This is a genomic window from Streptomyces hyderabadensis (assembly GCF_020404845.1).
GTDB classification, from domain to species: Bacteria; Actinomycetota; Actinomycetes; order Streptomycetales; family Streptomycetaceae; genus Streptomyces; species Streptomyces hyderabadensis.
The window spans coordinates 117,586-132,643 of sequence record NZ_JAIOJZ010000011.1 but is presented as its reverse complement, the minus strand read 5'-3'; the positions used below and the strand labels follow the sequence as shown (position 1 = coordinate 132,643).

The 15,058-nt window shown below is 72.8% G+C and carries 16 protein-coding genes; 8 read left to right on the top strand and 8 right to left on the bottom strand.

Features of this window, described 5'->3' with window-relative positions:
- Positions 1 to 123 precede the first annotated feature (123 nt).
- Positions 124 to 888, top strand: coding sequence for a TetR/AcrR family transcriptional regulator (locus K7854_RS11465; protein WP_226026308.1), 765 nt, complete (start codon positions 124 to 126; stop codon positions 886 to 888).
- A gap of 76 nt (positions 889 to 964) precedes the next feature.
- Positions 965 to 1,882 (top strand): NADP-dependent oxidoreductase, encoded by a 918-nt coding sequence (locus K7854_RS11460; protein ID WP_226026307.1) that lies wholly within the window; start codon positions 965 to 967, stop codon positions 1,880 to 1,882.
- Positions 1,883 to 1,900: 18 nt separating this feature from the next.
- Here K7854_RS11460 and K7854_RS11455 read toward each other — a convergent pair whose 3' ends face one another.
- Positions 1,901 to 2,839, bottom strand: coding sequence for a pentapeptide repeat-containing protein (locus tag K7854_RS11455; RefSeq protein WP_226026306.1), 939 nt, complete (start codon positions 2,837 to 2,839; stop codon positions 1,901 to 1,903).
- A 163-nt stretch (positions 2,840 to 3,002) separates the two neighbouring features.
- Entirely contained in the window at positions 3,003 to 5,195 is a 2,193-nt protein-coding gene (locus tag K7854_RS11450; RefSeq protein ID WP_226026305.1) for a 2Fe-2S iron-sulfur cluster-binding protein, read from the bottom strand.
- A 144-nt stretch (positions 5,196 to 5,339) separates the two neighbouring features.
- Between K7854_RS11450 and K7854_RS11445 the strand changes: the two genes are divergently transcribed.
- Positions 5,340 to 5,960, top strand: a complete 621-nt coding sequence (locus tag K7854_RS11445) for a TetR/AcrR family transcriptional regulator (RefSeq protein WP_226026304.1) — start codon at positions 5,340 to 5,342, stop codon at positions 5,958 to 5,960.
- On the opposite strand, the gene K7854_RS11440 is transcribed toward K7854_RS11445, so the two are convergent.
- The gene (locus tag K7854_RS11440) at positions 5,939 to 6,775 is read right to left on the bottom strand and encodes an alpha/beta fold hydrolase (RefSeq protein WP_226026303.1); all 837 of its coding nucleotides are present in this window, start codon (positions 6,773 to 6,775) and stop codon (positions 5,939 to 5,941) included. The genes K7854_RS11445 and K7854_RS11440 overlap by 22 nt on opposite strands.
- A 108-nt stretch (positions 6,776 to 6,883) precedes the next feature.
- On the opposite strand from K7854_RS11440, the gene K7854_RS11435 reads away from it, so the two are divergent.
- The 3 genes from K7854_RS11435 (at position 6,884) to K7854_RS11425 (ending at position 8,632) form a co-directional block, all read left to right on the top strand.
- On the top strand, positions 6,884 to 7,315 hold the full coding sequence (locus K7854_RS11435; RefSeq protein WP_226026302.1) for a MarR family winged helix-turn-helix transcriptional regulator: 432 nt from the start codon (positions 6,884 to 6,886) through the stop codon (positions 7,313 to 7,315).
- A gap of 110 nt (positions 7,316 to 7,425) precedes the next feature.
- Entirely contained in the window at positions 7,426 to 8,022 is a 597-nt protein-coding gene (locus K7854_RS11430; RefSeq protein WP_226026301.1) for a TetR/AcrR family transcriptional regulator, read from the top strand.
- 124 nt (positions 8,023 to 8,146) lie between these two features.
- Positions 8,147 to 8,632 (top strand): potassium channel family protein, encoded by a 486-nt coding sequence (locus K7854_RS11425; RefSeq protein WP_372481022.1) that lies wholly within the window; start codon positions 8,147 to 8,149, stop codon positions 8,630 to 8,632.
- A 28-nt stretch (positions 8,633 to 8,660) separates the two neighbouring features.
- On the opposite strand, the gene K7854_RS11420 is transcribed toward K7854_RS11425, so the two are convergent.
- Positions 8,661 to 9,272 (bottom strand): TetR/AcrR family transcriptional regulator, encoded by a 612-nt coding sequence (locus K7854_RS11420; RefSeq protein WP_226026299.1) that lies wholly within the window; start codon positions 9,270 to 9,272, stop codon positions 8,661 to 8,663.
- A gap of 50 nt (positions 9,273 to 9,322) precedes the next feature.
- On the opposite strand from K7854_RS11420, the gene K7854_RS11415 reads away from it, so the two are divergent.
- Positions 9,323 to 9,874 carry a GNAT family N-acetyltransferase gene (locus K7854_RS11415; RefSeq protein WP_226026298.1) on the top strand — a complete coding sequence of 184 codons (552 nt, stop codon included), beginning with the start codon at positions 9,323 to 9,325 and terminating at the stop codon, positions 9,872 to 9,874.
- 15 nt (positions 9,875 to 9,889) lie between these two features.
- On the opposite strand, the gene K7854_RS11410 is transcribed toward K7854_RS11415, so the two are convergent.
- The 3 genes from K7854_RS11410 to K7854_RS11400 all read right to left on the bottom strand — a co-directional run bounded on the left by K7854_RS11410 (position 9,890) and on the right by K7854_RS11400 (position 11,799).
- Positions 9,890 to 10,282: a VOC family protein gene (locus tag K7854_RS11410; protein WP_226026297.1), complete on the bottom strand. Its 393-nt coding sequence runs from the start codon at positions 10,280 to 10,282 to the stop codon at positions 9,890 to 9,892.
- Positions 10,279 to 10,581 (bottom strand): ArsR/SmtB family transcription factor, encoded by a 303-nt coding sequence (locus K7854_RS11405; RefSeq protein WP_226026296.1) that lies wholly within the window; start codon positions 10,579 to 10,581, stop codon positions 10,279 to 10,281. The genes K7854_RS11410 and K7854_RS11405 overlap by 4 nt, the downstream gene beginning before the upstream one ends.
- 96 nt (positions 10,582 to 10,677) lie before the next feature.
- Positions 10,678 to 11,799 carry an FAD-dependent oxidoreductase gene (locus K7854_RS11400; RefSeq protein ID WP_226026295.1) on the bottom strand — a complete coding sequence of 374 codons (1,122 nt, stop codon included), beginning with the start codon at positions 11,797 to 11,799 and terminating at the stop codon, positions 10,678 to 10,680.
- Between the two features lie 292 nt (positions 11,800 to 12,091).
- On the opposite strand from K7854_RS11400, the gene K7854_RS11395 reads away from it, so the two are divergent.
- Positions 12,092 to 12,535: an OsmC family protein gene (locus tag K7854_RS11395; RefSeq protein WP_226026294.1), complete on the top strand. Its 444-nt coding sequence runs from the start codon at positions 12,092 to 12,094 to the stop codon at positions 12,533 to 12,535.
- A 69-nt stretch (positions 12,536 to 12,604) separates the two neighbouring features.
- On the opposite strand, the gene metE is transcribed toward K7854_RS11395, so the two are convergent.
- On the bottom strand, positions 12,605 to 14,923 hold the full coding sequence (gene metE, locus K7854_RS11390) for a 5-methyltetrahydropteroyltriglutamate--homocysteine S-methyltransferase (protein ID WP_226026293.1): 2,319 nt from the start codon (positions 14,921 to 14,923) through the stop codon (positions 12,605 to 12,607).
- Between the last annotated feature and the right edge of the window lie 135 nt (positions 14,924 to 15,058).

Sequence of the window (15,058 nt, the reverse complement as noted above, 5' to 3'; positions counted from 1 at the left end):
CCTTTCGTGCGGGAGGCCGCTGCCTCCGGAGGGACCCGATGCAACCGGGCCCCCTGCTATAAGGTCAACCGTGTTGGCATAAGGGTCGCCGGGATACGGCGCGGCCGCGGACGGAGGTGGCGGATGCCGAAGAAGGTGGTGCCCGAGGAGGCGCGCCGCAGACGCAGGCCGACACGGCAGGGCGCGGTGCTCTCGGAGGACCTCATCGTGCAGACCGCCCTGCGGGTCCTGCGCGAGCACGGCACCGCCGGGCTGACCGCCCGGCGGCTGGGGGCGGCGCTGGGGGCGGACCCGAGCGCCCTGTACCGCTACTTCGCGGGCATGGACGACCTGGCACGGGCCGTCGGCAACGAGCTGATGGGACGGGCCCTGGACGGCTGGTCGGGGGGCCGTGACTGGCGCGCGGACCTGCGTTCCCTCGGCCTCGCCCTGCACTCCTGCTACCTGGCCCACCCCCAGGCCGCCGTGCTCACCGCCAGCCGGGTGAGCGGACGCCCGCGCGAGATCGCCGTGGACGAGGTGATCCTCGGTCTCCTGCGGGGCGCGGGGCTGAGCGACCCGGCCGCCGTGCGCTTCTACCACGCGTTCATCGACCTGACCCTGGCCTTCGCCGCGCTCGACGCCGGTGCGCTGGCCCTTCCGGACGACGCCCGCAGGGCCGACGAGGAGATGTGGGCGTCCACCTACGCCCGGCTGCCCGCCGCGTCCCACCCGAACATCGCCGCGACCGCCGACCGGCTCGCGGCCCGGATGCCGCACAGCGCCTACCCGGTGGTCCTGGACACCCTGCTGGACGGCATCGCCGCCGAGCTGGCCGCAAGTGGCTCGTCCGGTCGCCGTCGAAGTGGCCCACACGGGGGGAGTGGGGTGGGCATACGGTCGAGATGACGACGCACGGTGTGCCGACGCGAGCGCGCACGGGCATCGTGTGCCCGACGACCGCCGCACGCTGCGGGGACCTCTTATGCAAGCCATCACCGTTCACGACCGCGAGGCGGGTGCCGACGGGCTCGCCCTGACGGAACTGCCGTATCCGCACGCCGCCGAGAACGACGTCGTCGTGCGGGTGCACGCCGCCGGCTTCACGCGCGGAGAGCTGGACTGGCCCGGTACCTGGACCGACCGGGCCGGCCGCGACCGGACACCGAGCGTCCCCGGACACGAACTGTCGGGGGTGGTCGAGGAACTGGGCTACGGAACCACGGGGCTCACCGTCGGCCAGCGGGTGTTCGGCATGGCCGACTGGACGCGCAACGGAACGCTGGCCGAGTACACCGCCGTGGAGGCCCGCAACCTGGCGCCCCTTCCCGCGGGCGTCGACCACACCGTGGCCGCCGCGCTGCCCATCTCGGGTCTGACCGCGTGGCAGGGCCTGTTCGACCACGGACGGCTCACCACGGGGCAGACCGTGGTGATCCACGGCGCCGCGGGAAGCGTCGGCTCGCTCGCGGTCCAGCTCGCACGCGAGGCAGGCGCCCGGGTGGTCGCCACCGGGCGTTCCGCCGACCGGGACACCAGTCTGGCCCTCGGCGCCGACGTCTTCCTCGACCTGGAGTCCGAGCGGCTGGAGGACGCGGGAGAGGCCGACGTCGTGTTCGACGTCATCGGCGGCGAGGTCCTGCACCGCTCGGCGGCGCTGGTCCGGGCCGGCGGCACCCTCGTCACCATCGCCGCACCGCCCGAGGTCCGGCCGGAGAACGGCCGGGCCGTCTTCTTCGTCGTCGAACCCGACCGGGCCCGACTCGGCGAACTCGTGCGGCGGGTGAGGCAGGGGCGGCTCCGGCCGGCCGTCGGGGAGGTGCGCCCGCTGGCCGAAGCTCCCGCGGCCTTCGCTCCCGGCCGCGGCAGACACGGCAGGACCATCATCCGCGTAGCGAACTGACCCCGACGACGCAGGACTTCAGGCCGGTCTGTTCGAGTTCACCGTCGCGGGCGGCATCAGGCTCGGCGGAGGGGTCTGCCAGGCGTCGAACTCCGGGGGCGTTCCGAGACGGTCGGGGTCGGCCCCCGACAGGTCGACCAGTCCGCCCGTGAAGCGGGCGCCGAGGAAGGAGACCTGGGCGCCGTTGAACTCGGCGCCGTCGAAGGAGATCTCCGAGCCGCTGAACGTCGTGCGCGCGAACGTGACCCGGCCGCCGGCGAAGTCGGTTCCGCCGAAGGTCACCCGGCCGCCGCTGAAGTGGGCGTCGTCGAAGGACACCCATCCTCCGGTGAAGCGCACCAGGCTGAACGAGACGCGGCCACCCGAGAAGCGGGCCCCGCTGAAGTCCGCCGCCCGCAGGACGGCGCGGGTGAAGTCGAAGTCGTGACCCTGCCAGCTCGTCGGGGCACCCTCACGCAGGTGCGCGGCGATGATTCCGGTCAGGGAGAGGCGTATCTCAGTCTCCTCGTCGTGGTACCAGGGGGTGTCGGAGGGCACGTAGGGCATGCGCACATAGGCACAGAGCACGTCGATGCAGACCTGGCGCTGTTCGGGCCAGTCGTCGGCGAGCGAGGCCAGGGCGTGGATCCCGGCGAGCCGGACCATCGGCAGCTCATGGCCCAGCTGTGAACTCGCCGTGACGAAGCGCTCGTTGAACAGGCGGACGTCCTCCCTGCGTTCGGCGGCCTCGGCGATCCGCTGCCTGCGGTAGGCGACGACGAGGGCCAGTGCACCGCCCACGCCGGCGACCACGGACAGGGATATCTTGATGAGATCGAACCTCTTGTCGGCCGCCAGGGCATGCGGGCCGGTGAGCGCCGGACATCCCAGGGCGGCCCACACCAGACAGGCGGTCAGCAGGAACAGGGCGACACCGAGTGCGGCAACCACCGCAACGTGCCGGGACAGTGCCCACATTCGATCGTCCTGCGGGCGAGACATCCCTGAGTACCTGTCGGTCGGAGTCGGCATGCCCACACCATGCCATGGGCCGCTTGGGTGTCCGATGCGGGACTGAAGAGAAGGTGACGAACGTCTTCGTCGCCGGCCTCGGAGACGGCGCGGACGCCACCCTCGGCGGCTACGGGGCGGTCGGTCGGAGACCGCCGGGGTCCCTCGGGCCGGAGATGTCGAGCGACACCGCCGACAGCGGACAGCCCAGGCACGTCAGCACGTACCCGTCGGCCCGCTGCTCCGGCGTGAGGCACGTGTCCTCGGGCTGAGTGACGTCCCCGTCGCGCACACGTGCCATGCACTCGCCGCAGCTGCCGACGGTGCAGGAGTACGGCATGGGCAGTCCCGCGGCGAGCCCGGCGTCGAGCAGTGTCTGGCCGGGCTCGACCACGGTCGCGCCGACGACCTTGCCGTCCTCCTCGATGCTCATGTCCCGGGGCGCCTCGGCGGTGAGCGCGGTCGCGCCGCCGGTGAAGCGTTCCTGGTGCATGCGCCCGTCCGGCACACCGAGACCCCGCAGGACGTCCTCGACGGTGTCCATCAGCGCCTCGGGCCCGCAGACGTAGTGATGGGTGCCGTCGGACAGGGGCAGACCGGTCACCCACCGGCGGACCCCCTCGGCGTCGAGTCGGCCGTCGCGGCCGGTGAGGACGTGAGTGACCGTCAGCCGGTCCGGAAGGTCCTTCTCCAGCCGGGTCAACTCGTCGGCGAAGATGATGTCCTCGGGGCTCCGGCTGCTGTAGAGCAGATCGATCCGCCCGGCCGGCGCCGGTGCGGACAGGCGGGTCCGGATCATGCTCATCATGGGTGTGATGCCGCTGCCGGCCGCGATCAGCACCAGGTGGCCGGGCTCCTGGGCCCGGGCGTGGAAGGCACCCGAGGGGCCGCGCACCGCGAGGCGGTCCCCGGGACGCAGGTCGCGGTGGGCGTGCGTGGAGAAGAGACCGCCCCGCACCTGCTTCACGGTCAGTTCCAGACGGGGCGCGCCGGGGACCGAAGAGGCCGAGTAGGCGCGCCGTACCGGACGGCCGTCCACGTCCGCGACCAGGGTGAAGAACTGCCCGGGGTGGAAGTCGAACGGCCCGGCCTGCCCGGCCGCGTCCGCAAGGACCAGGGTGCGGACCGAGGGTGTCTCCTGGCGTATCTCTACTACCCGCACCGGCCGCAGGGGGCTCCCCGCCGCCTCGCCCCGGGACCCGTCGCCGCGGTCGGCGGCCGCGGGGGCCCGGACGTCCTCGTAGCCCTCCTTGCGCAGCCCGGAGAGGTAGGCGCGGTCGACGACCTTCCGCATCAGCCGGCTCACTCCGGGCAGGGCGGTGACGAACCCGATCAGCCGTGCCGAAAGGCGTCCGGACTCCGCCGAGTTGGCGGCCAGATGCGCGCTGCCCAGGGCCATCATGTCGGGTACCCGGCCGCGGGCGGCCCGTCCTTCGGGCGTCCACAGGCGCGCACCGGCCACCGCGTCGTTGCCGCTCACCTCGGCGTGCTCCACATCGATGACGAGCGCGAGCTGCGGTGGCACACCGCGCAGCGCCATCGTCTCCAGCAGGGCGGCGTCGTCGGTGATGGCGGCCCGGCCGTGGACGTGCAGCACGCCGCTGCGGCCGGGGACGAGTGCGGCCAGCGAGAGCCGGTCGTCCCGCAGCAGGTTGTGCAGGGTGTCCGCGCGCTTGTTGCCCCTGCGGTCGGCCAGGACCAGCGTGCGGCCGTCCAGGACACGGGCCACCGGCTGCCGTTCTCCGCGCGGGCTGGTGTCGCTGCCGCCGTCCGCGTCCCACGTGGACAGGGCCAGGAAGGGCGACGCGCTCAGGAAGTCGCTCACGCCGGGGCCGGACAACGGCCCTTCGCCCGGTGCCGCCCCGGCCGCCCGGGCCGGGGCGGGCGGTTCCCACAGGCCGGAGCGGATGACGGCCTGCGCGCAGTGCACGTACGCCTCGGTGACGTCCACGGCGGTCTCCCCGCCCCCCTGGGCGGACGCGGTGCCGTTGACGCGCAGTACCTCGCCCACGCCGGGCAGCAGGAAGAACAGCGAGACCGGACCGTCGGCCGGCCCGGCACCGGGGAAGGAGAACCGCCGGGGGGAGTGGACGCGCGCGAAACCGGGGGCGCCGCCGACGAAGGTGGTCCGGGGGGTGCCGTCCGCGCCGAGGTGGCCGAAGGCCGCGATCGGACTGCAGGCCAGGACGGCGCGGCAGCCCGCGTCGAGGGAACCGATCTGCTTGCCCATGATCATCGCGGTCGGGCGGCCGACGACCGCCTCGATCTCCGCCACGGAGGCGAGCCGGCGCAGCGCGTCCGGCCGGAAGGTGTGCTGTCGCATGTCGTTCCTCTTCAGTCCGGGGCCGACCGGCCCGCATCCCGGTATGAGCGACTCGGACCGCTTGTTTCCGCAGCTCATGGCACTATTCTGAGCAATAGCTCACCTCTTGGCTACTCGCTTTCCGCTGCCCGGAAGGATCCATGGATGACGTCCGCCGACCGCCGTCTCGCCCCACGTCGCAAGCCTCGACAGGTCCGCGCCGAACTCACCCGTGAGCGCATCCTCAGCGCCGCTGCTCACGTTTTCGCCGACTACGGCTACGCCGCCGGCACCACCAACCGGATCGCCGAGCGCGCCGGGATGTCCATCGGCTCGCTGTACCAGTACTTCCCGAACAAGGACGCCATCCTGGCCGAGCTGCTGGTCCGGCACATCGACCGTGGCGCGTGGACGGGCGCCGACGAGCTGGACATGGCCCCCGGCAGCCTGCCGGAGGTGGTCCGGTCGCTGGTCCGGGACGCGATCGACCACCACCGCGACGACCCGCAGCTGCTGCGGATCATGTTCGAGGAAGCGCCGGCCTCCAGCGAACTGATCGAAGCGATCGACCGGCACGGCAAGATGCGGGTCGGTCAGGTGCGCGAGGTTTTCGCCCGCCACCCGGACGTCCGCGTGCAGGACCTCGACACGGCCGCTGAACTCGTCGTGGGAACCGTCGAGATGAACACCCACAAGCTCATGGCGAGCCCGCGGCCGGTCCAGGTCGAACGGCTGGAGGCGGAGCTGGTCGCCATGATCACCCGCTATCTCCGGGGCGACGGGTAACCGCACGGCGTTCCGCTCCGGGCGGGGGCGAGGAGCGCTTCGAGTACGGCCTCGGGGGTCTCGACCTGCGGGAGGTGGCCGGTGCGGGGGAGGAGCGTGAACCTCGCCCCCGGGATCGCGGCGGCGTAGGCCTCGCCGTACGCGGGATCGACAATGCGGTCGTGCTCGCCCCACAGGACGTGGACCGGGAGGTGCAGGGCCCCGAGCCGCTCGGCCAGGCCCGGGTCGGACATGGCCGGGCCGGTGTAGCCGATCAACGCCCGTACGTCGGGACTCGGACCGGTGCCGTCGCCGCCCGGCGGCACGGATGCCCTGCTCGGGTCGTAGAAGGAGTGCGCCAGGAGTTCGGCCCGCGAGAGGCCGCCGACGTCGGTCATCGGGTGCCCCGGGACCTCGATCCCGATTCCGTCGACGACGACGGCGCCGCTGACGCGCGGGCTGTTCAGCAGGGCCATCTCGGCGGCCAGCCACCCGCCGAAGGAGTTGCCGATCACCGTCACGTCGGTGAGGTCGAGTTCCTCCAGCATCGTGACGTAGGTCCGTGCCAGCCCGGCGACGCCGGACAGCCCGGCGGCCTTCGGTGTGCCCGCGAACCCCGGGTGGGTGGGCAGCAGCACGTGGGAGTGGGTGCGCTGGGCCAGCAGGGCGGCGAAGGCGGTCATGGTCCGCACGCCTCCTCCGCCGTGCAGCAGGAGGAACGGCCGGGTGCGGTCCAGGCCGTGGACGGTGACCTCGACCGCGGCCGCCGAGCCGACGTGGAGGGTTCGGGTGTGGGGAGGCCGGGAGGTGTCGGCGTCGATCGGAGGAGTGCTCATCGTTCCTGCCTTCGCTGTGGTCCGTGGGTCGCCCGAAGCGGCTATCTCAGGAACCTTATATAAGGGTGCTGATATAAGCAACCTGTTCTATGGCTTAGAATCTCCCGCATGACGTACCGCTCCTCCGACGTGGCCCTGGCCGTCAAACGCCTGCAGTACCGCCATCACCGCGCGCTGAGCCGTGCGCTGGCGCCTCTGGGGCTCTCGCTCGTGCAGTGGGACACCCTGCGTCACCTGCACCGCCGGCCGGACGCCTCGCTGCACGACCTCGCGGTACTGACCTTCCAGACCGACCAGTCCTTCGGCACCCTGGCGGCCCGGATGGCCGACCGGGGGCTGATCGAGCGGGTGCCCGGACCGGGGCGGGCGGTGCGGCACCGGCTCACGGACGAGGGCGCCCGGCTGCGCGCCGAGGGCCAGGGCGTGGTGGACGACGTCATCGCCTCCTCCTTCCGTGCCCTGTCGGCCACCCAGCTCGACCAGCTCGGTTCGCTGCTGGACGCGGCCCTCGGCGACGACGCGCCGGCAGGGTCCGACTGACGCGGACCGTGCCCCCTCCGGTGTGCCGGGCGGGGGTGCGCCGGTGCGGCTGCCACTGGCAGGTCCTCCGGCAGGCGAGGGGACTTTGCCCCGTGACCTAGTGTGGGGGCATGGCGAGATGGGAACCCAACGCACCGCAACGGCTGGCCCGGGCAGCGCTCACGCTGTTCGCCGAGCGCGGTTACGACGCGACGACGGTCAACGACATCGCCGAGCGGGCGGGGCTGACGAAGAGCACCTTCTTCCGGCACTGCAACGACAAGCGCGAGGTTCTCTTCCTCGGCCAGGACGTCATGACCGCACGGCTGGCGGAGACCGTCCGCGCGATACCGCCCGAGACACCGCCGGCCGAGGTGGTGGCGGCCGTGCTGGACGCGGTCGGCGTCTTCTTCCCGTCCGAGTACCGCTCCGTCTCGGCCACCCGCGCGACGGTCATCGCCGCGCACGCCGAGTTGCGTGAGCGCGAGTTGCTCAAGAGCGCGGAGCTGGCGAGCGCCATCGAGAGCGAGGCGCGCGCACAGGGTCGCGGCGAGACCGCCGCCCGGTTCCTGGCGGCCGTCGGGCTGCTCGCCCTCGACACCGCCTACCGCCGCTGGATCGCCGACCCCGACGGGCGGAGCTACGCCGACCACGCGGGGGCCGCCCTGGAGGAGATCGTCGCCCAGGCGAGCGAGCTGCCCGACGCCGCCCGGGCGCGGCGGGGCTGACTGCGCACCGCGCGACACGGAGGCGCGTCCCCGCGTCGGCGACGCCGCGGCTGTTCGGGTGGGTTCGACGCGCACCGGCGCGTTGCCGTCTCGTCGTCCCGGCCGGTGACGGAGCATGCGACGCATGCTGTCCGGTCTCCTGGCCAGATTGGTCGACCTGCTGCTCGGACGCCGGGGCGGTTCGCTGCACGCGAGGGCCTCGTGTGCCGCGACGGTCCTGCTGGCGGTCGTGGTCCTCGTCGGTTCGTACCTCGCCGTCCTGGCGGAGCGCGGCGCACCGGGGGCGCAACTGACCACCTATCCGCGGGCCCTGTGGTGGTCCGTGGAAACCGCGACGACCGTCGGCTACGGCGACCTGTATCCCGTGACCTTGTGGGGGCGGCTCGTGGCCGTGGTGGTGATGGTCGCCGGAATCACCTCCTTCGGTCTGGTCACCGCCGCGCTGGCCACCTGGTTCGTCGGAAGGGAACAAGAACGCCGGGGGCACTTCGCGCGCCATGCCGAGGAGGCCGCCGAAGAGGTGTACAGCCAGGCGAACCGGACGCTGCACGAGCGCTTCGACCGGTTGGAGCGGATGCTCGACGACAGACGCGGCGGTTCGTCCCCGTGACGGCGCTCCCGCGCGGGCACGGCCGGCGTCAGCCGCCGCCCCGGTCGCTGCCCGCCTCGGCGGTCAGCGCGGCCAGGTAGCCGTCCAGCAGCTCGACCTGCCGCTCGGGCGGGAAGGCCGAGGGGTCGAAGAGGGCCTGGACCACCAGTCCGAGGACGAAGGACTGCGCGCTCGCCGCGATCCGGGCGGGGTCGCCCGGGGGCAGTTCGCCGAGATCCTGCGCGGCGGCCACCCGGGCGCGCAGCCGCTCGCGGCCCTGGGCGTACTTGCGGGCGTAGTCGGCGGTCAGGGCGGGGTCGCAGAGCGCGGCGTCCCAGGACGAGACCCAGACCCGGTTGCTGTCGGTGGCCCCGGAGGTCAGCGGCAGGATGTCCAGCAGGGCGTCCCGGAACGCGGCCAGGCCCTGGCCGGCGTCTCGGCGGGGACGGGCGAGCGTGCGCCGTTCCAGCAGGTCGAGGGCGTATGCGAGCAGGGCGCGCTTGGTGGGGAAGTAGTGCGTGAGCAGCCCCGTGGTCGCACCCAGCTCGGCGGCGACGGCGCGCAGGGTCAGACCGGCGAAACCGCGGGTGGCCATGACCTGCCACACCGCCGCGGAGACGTCCCGCCGCCGGGCCTCGTGATCTCCCTTGGTGCGTGGCATGGCGCCACGGTACATTGACACAACAAGTGTTGTGCAAACGGGGAGGCCTCATGTTCTCGGTGTCGCTGGGTGACGCTGCTCGTCTCGGTCCGCTGGAGGTGTGGCACGCCGAGGAGTTCGCCGGTCATCTGGACCGGGCCCGTGAGCACATCCGTCCCTGGGTCGGGCCCGCGTTCGTCACCGACGACATACAGGGAGCGCGGGCCACCCTGGAGCGGTACGCCGCACGTCAGGCCGGCGACGGCGCCCGCCTGTACGGCATCTGGCGTGCGGAGACGCTGGTGGGCGGTGTGATGTTCACCGACTTCGACGCCGCCTTCGGCACCTGCGAGATCGGCTGCTGGCTGGAGCCGTCGGCCGAGGGCCACGGCCTGATCACGCGGGCCTGTGGCCTGTTGCTGGACTGGGCCTTCACGACCCGGGGGCTGCACCGGGCCGAATGGCACTGCCGCGCGGACAACGACCGCAGCGCCGCGGTCGCCGCACGGCTCGGCATGACCCTGGAGGGCGTGCGACGCGAGGCATGGCCGTACGCGGGCGTGCGTCACGACAAGCAGGTCTGGGCGGTGCTGGCCCCCGAGTGGCGAGCCTCGGGGCGGTGACGCGGCGACGGGCCGTCACTGCGGCTGGGTGGAGATCTGGATCAGGTTGCCGCAGGTGTCGTCGAAGACGGCGGTGGTGACGGGGCCCATCTCCAGGGGCTCCTGGGTGAAGCGGACGCCGAGTGCGCTCATTCGCTCGTACTCGGCGTGGACGTCGTCGACGGCGAACTGGGCGAGGGGGATGCCGTCCTCGACGAGGGCGTCGCGGTAGGGCTTGACGGCCGGGTGGCCCGCGGGCTCCAGCAGCAGCTCGGTGCCGCCGGGCTCGTCGGAGGAGACGACGGTCAGCCACCGGTCCTGTTCCCCCACCGGAACGTCGTGCTTCTTCACGAAGCCGAGCACCTCGGTGTAGAACTTCAGCGCCTTGGCCTGGTCGTCGACGAAGATGCTGGTCAGGTGGATCCTCATGGAGTCTTCTCCTCGGGTTCGGGCGCGTCGGGGGCGGGCCACCGCTCGGTGATGTGCCGCAGCGGCGCGGTGTTCAGGTCGTGGTACTTGTAGCGTCCCTCGCGCCGGGACCGCACGAGCCCGGCGGCCTCCAGCACCGCGAGGTGCTGGGAGACCCCCTGGCGGGAGATGGCCAGCCGGTGCTTCATGCTCAGCCGCGAGCAGATCTCGAACAGGGTCTGTCCGGACTTCTGCACGAGTTCGTCGAGGATGATGCGGCGCGTGCGGTCACTCAGCGCTCTGAAGAGTTCGTCGGCCACGACGCCACTATAGGCAAGTCATGGCTTGCCTATCAAGCCGACCGGGTGCCACCCGCGGCCACGGGTGGCACCCGCGGCCACGGGTGGCGCCCGGGCTCACCCGCTGTGCTCGGTGACCAGGTCGACCAGGCCCCGGGCCGTGTTGCCGGCGGAGTCGAGTCCGGGCATCTCGTCGGTGGCCGACTCGGCGCTGCGGGGGAACATGGCCCGTTCGTACACGGTCAGCGCCGTCTCGACGTCACCGGGGTGCGCCGCGATGGCCCCGCCCAGTTCCGCACCGTCGAGCATCGCCAGGTTGGCTCCCTCACCGTTGGGGGCGGAGAGGTGGGCGGCGTCGCCCAGCAGGGTCACACCCGGTACCCGGTCCCACCGGTGCCCGGTCGGCAGGGCGTACAGGGAGCGCAGGACCGGTGCGACGTCGCTGTCGGTGATCAGTGCCGTCAGCTCCGGCGCCCAGCCCTCGAATTCCCGGGCGATCCGCGCGGTGGCCGCGGCGGGATCGGCGAAGTCGACGGCGGCGAACCAGTCCCGGGGCCGGGCCAGCCCCACGTAGGCGTGCAGAGTGTCGTCCTTCTCCCGGTGGGCGAATATCTCCTTGCCCGGCGAAGGGGCGAGCAGCATTCCGCCGCCGACGGCCTTGGCGGCGGCCGGGTGCCGTGAGCCGGAGTCGAACAGGTAGGTCTCGACGACCGATTTGCCGATGTACTCGGGTGTGGCGCAGGAGAGCAGCGGCCGCACGCGCGACCACGCGCCGTCCGCACCGACCAGCAGGCCGGTGACGACGGTGCCGCCGTCGGCGAACGTCACCTCGTGCCGCCCGTCGCCCAGGGAGCGGGCACCGCTGACCTTGTGCCCCCACCGCACGGTGCCCGCCGGGAGCGAGTCGAGCAGGACCTGACGCAGGTCGCCGCGCTGGACCTCCGGACGTCCGCCGGTCCCGTCGTCGGGCTGGTCGAGCAGCACGGTCCCGTCCGTGTCGAGCACCCGCAGCGCCTGGCGGCCGGGCAGCACGACGGCCCGGAACTCGTCCGTCAACCCGGCTTCCTCCAGCGCGAGTTGTCCGTTGTAGTCGTGAATGTCGAGCAGTCCGCCCTGCGCGCGTGCCGAAGGGGAGGAGTCGGCCTCGTAGACGGTGACCGGGATCGCGTGGACATGCAGGACGCGGGCCAGCGTCAGCCCGCCGAGCCCGGCGCCGATGATCGTGACTGGGGTGTGCATGGTGACTCCTTCGGTATCGGGCCGTCCGGTTGGCTCCGGCCGGCCACCTCCCGAAAGGTGCCAGCCGCCGCCGACGAGCCGCCGACATCCCACCGACAGCCGCCGACAGCGCCCCTGCACGGCGCCGACGCGGGCACCGACATCGCTCTGACAGATCCGGCGCGCCGCCACGAGGAAGACGCGGCCCGCCCGCCGGGTGGTGCAGTCGGCGACGAGGAGGACGGTCTGCTGCGCGCCGAAGACGGGGCGGGGGAGGGGGCGCCCGACCCCGGCCGTGACTAATGTGAACGGCATGAGCGAACACTCGGAGCGTTCCGTCGTCGTCGAACGCACCAGCAGCGGCCAGTACGTGGCGACCAACGCCCGCGGCGGATCGATCGCCTTCGGCACGGCCCCGGACGGCGGCCAGGACAGCGGGTTCACCCCCGTCGAGCTGTTCCTGGCCGCGATCGGCGGCTGCACGGCCGTGGACGTCGATGCCGCCACCGGCCGCCACGCCGAGCCCACCCGGTTCTCCGTGACGGTCAGGGGCGACAAGGTCGTCGACGACCTGGGCAACCGCATGACGAACCTCGAGGTCGCGTTCACGGTGGCCTTCCCGGACGACGAGGAGGGGGCCGAGCGCGCCCGCGCGATCCTGCCCCGCGCGGTCAAGGCCTCCCACGACCGGCTCTGCACCGTGAGCCGGACCGTCGAGATCGGCACACCGGTGACCACGACGGTCACCGACGCCTGACACGCGTGCGGGGACCGCGCGGCACCGGGCACGGTGCCGCGCCCGTGCCCGGGCCTGAGGGTTGGGCGCTCAGGAGGCGGGCAGCTCACTCCGGACGGTGCGGGCGGCGGCGACCAGGTTCTCCAGCGCGGCACGGGTCTCGGGCCAGCCGCGCGTCTTCAGGCCGCAGTCGGGATTGACCCACAACCGTTCCGCGGGGATCGCCTTCAGACCGGTGCGCAACAGGTCCGCGGCCTCGTCGGCGCCGGGGACGCGCGGGGAGTGGATGTCGTAGACCCCCGGTCCGGCCTCGCGGGGGTAGCCGTGGGCGGCGAGTTCGCGGGCGACCTGCATGTGGGAGCGGGCGGCCTCCAGGCTGATGACGTCGGCATCGAGGTCGTCGATCGCCTGCACGATGTCACCGAACTCGGCGTAGCACATGTGGGTGTGGATCTGGGTGTCCGGACGCACTCCGGTGGTGGTGAGCCGGAAGGCCTCGGTGGCCCACGCCAGGTACGCCGCACGGTCGGCGGCCCGCAGCGGTAGGGTCTCGCGCAGCGCGGGCTCGTCGACCTGGATGACCGCCGTCCCGGCCGCCTCCAGGTCGGCGACCTCGTCGCGCAGGGCGAGGGCGACCTGGCGGGCGGTGTCGGCGAGGGGCTGGTCGTCGCGGACGAAGGACCAGGCGAGCATGGTGACCGGCCCGGTGAGCATGCCCTTGACGGGGCGCTCGGTCAGCGACTGGGCGTAGGAGGTCCAGCGCACCGTCATCGGCTCGGGCCGGGAGACGTCCCCGGCCAGGATCGGCGGACGGACGTAGCGGGTGCCGTAGGACTGGACCCAGCCGTGCCGGGTGGCGAGGCAGCCGGTGAGCTGTTCGGCGAAGTACTGGACCATGTCGTTGCGTTCGGGCTCGCCGTGCACCAGGACGTCGATGCCGGTCGTCTCCTGGAAGGAGATCACCTCCTGGATCTCCGCCTCGATGCGCTCCTCGTAGCCGCCGGTGCCGAGGCGGCCCGCGCGCAGGTCCGCGCGGGCCCGGCGGAGTCCGCCGGTCTGCGGGAAGGAGCCGATGGTCGTGGTGGGCAGCAACGGCAGTCCGAGACGGGCGCGTTGGGCCGCGCTCCGTTCGGCGTACGGCTGCGAGCGGCGGGTGTCGGCGTCCGTCACGGCCGCGGCGCGGGCTCGTACGGCCGGGTCGCGGGTGATCGGCGATCCCGCACGGGAGGCCAGGTCGGCCCGGTTGGCGGCGAGTTCGGCGGTGACGGAGCCGGTGCCCCGGGCGAGCGCCTCGGCGAGCGTGACGACCTCGGCGGTCTTCTGCCGGGCGAAGGCCAGCCAGCGCCGGATCTGCGGCTCGACGTCCCGCTCGGCGGACGCGTCGAGCGGCACGTGCAGCAGCGAGCAGGAGGCGGCCACGTCGACCCGGTCGGCGAGTCCGAGGAGGGTACCGAGAGTGGACAGGGACTTCGACAGGTCGTTGATCCAGACGTTGCGGCCGTCGACGACGCCGGCGACCAGTCGCTTGCCGGGCAGCCCGCCGACCGCGGCGAGTGCGTCGAGGTTGGCCGCGGCCGCCCCGGTGAAGTCCAGGGCGAGCCCTTCGACCGGTGCCTTGGCCAGGACGGGAAGCGCGTCGCCGAGCCGGTCGAAGTAGGAGGCCACGAGCAGCTTCGGCCGGTCGGTGAGGCCGCCGAGCACGCGGTAGCAGCGCTCGGCGGCCTGCAGTTCGGCCGGGGTGCGGTCCTGCACCAGTGCGGGCTCGTCGAGCTGCACCCACTCGGCCCCGGCCGCCCGCAGGTCGGCGAGCACCTCGGCGTACACGGGCAGCAGCGCCTCCAGCAGCGTCAGCGGTTCGAAGCCGGCGGGCACGCCGGGGGCGGGCTTGGCCAGGAGGAGGTAGGTGACGGGGCCGACCAGCACGGGCCGTGCGCTCAGCCCGAGAGCGAGGGCTTCGGTCAGCTCGGCCACCTGCTTGGCGGAGTCGGCCGTGAAGACGGTGCCGGGGCCCAGCTCGGGGACCAGGTAGTGGTAGTTGGTGTCGAACCACTTGGTCATCTCCAGCGGCGCGACCTCCTGGGTGCCCCGGGCCATGGCGAAGTAGCCGCCGAGCGCGTCGGCGTCGACGGCCGCGCGGTGCCGCTTCGGGATCGCGCCCACCATGACGGTCGTGTCGAGGACGTGGTCGTAGTACGAGAAGTCACCGGTGGGCACCTCGTGGAGGCCCGCGTCGGCGAGCTGACGCCAGGTGCTCCGCCGCAGCCCGGCGGCGGTCGACCGGAGGGCGTCGGCGCCGACCCGCCCCTGCCAGTAGCCCTCGACGGCCTTCTTCAGTTCACGGTTGCGGCCCTGGCGGGGATAGCCGTACACGGTGGCCCGTGCCGCCGCGGCTGCCGACTTCGCTGTCACGGAGATCTCCTTCGCGAGATGAATCCCTGAGATCCCGGCGACGGGACGAGAGCGCGAAGGAGTGACGAACCGGACGGCCACGAGCCGCGCGGCACAAGCCCGGTCGCTCCGTCCGATGTGTACGCCGACCCGCCC

Coding starts and splice junctions, on each gene's coding strand:
- K7854_RS11465 (WP_226026308.1), top strand. CDS start 124: ATGCCGAAGAAGGTGGTGCCCGAGGAGGCGCGCCGCAGACGCAGGCCG.
- K7854_RS11460 (WP_226026307.1), top strand. CDS start 965: ATGCAAGCCATCACCGTTCACGACCGCGAGGCGGGTGCCGACGGGCTC.
- K7854_RS11455 (WP_226026306.1), bottom strand. CDS start 2,839: ATGTGGGCACTGTCCCGGCACGTTGCGGTGGTTGCCGCACTCGGTGTC.
- K7854_RS11450 (WP_226026305.1), bottom strand. CDS start 5,195: ATGCGACAGCACACCTTCCGGCCGGACGCGCTGCGCCGGCTCGCCTCC.
- K7854_RS11445 (WP_226026304.1), top strand. CDS start 5,340: ATGACGTCCGCCGACCGCCGTCTCGCCCCACGTCGCAAGCCTCGACAG.
- K7854_RS11440 (WP_226026303.1), bottom strand. CDS start 6,775: ATGAGCACTCCTCCGATCGACGCCGACACCTCCCGGCCTCCCCACACC.
- K7854_RS11435 (WP_226026302.1), top strand. CDS start 6,884: ATGACGTACCGCTCCTCCGACGTGGCCCTGGCCGTCAAACGCCTGCAG.
- K7854_RS11430 (WP_226026301.1), top strand. CDS start 7,426: ATGGCGAGATGGGAACCCAACGCACCGCAACGGCTGGCCCGGGCAGCG.
- K7854_RS11425 (WP_372481022.1), top strand. CDS start 8,147: ATGCTGTCCGGTCTCCTGGCCAGATTGGTCGACCTGCTGCTCGGACGC.
- K7854_RS11420 (WP_226026299.1), bottom strand. CDS start 9,272: ATGCCACGCACCAAGGGAGATCACGAGGCCCGGCGGCGGGACGTCTCC.
- K7854_RS11415 (WP_226026298.1), top strand. CDS start 9,323: ATGTTCTCGGTGTCGCTGGGTGACGCTGCTCGTCTCGGTCCGCTGGAG.
- K7854_RS11410 (WP_226026297.1), bottom strand. CDS start 10,282: ATGAGGATCCACCTGACCAGCATCTTCGTCGACGACCAGGCCAAGGCG.
- K7854_RS11400 (WP_226026295.1), bottom strand. CDS start 11,799: ATGCACACCCCAGTCACGATCATCGGCGCCGGGCTCGGCGGGCTGACG.
- K7854_RS11395 (WP_226026294.1), top strand. CDS start 12,092: ATGAGCGAACACTCGGAGCGTTCCGTCGTCGTCGAACGCACCAGCAGC.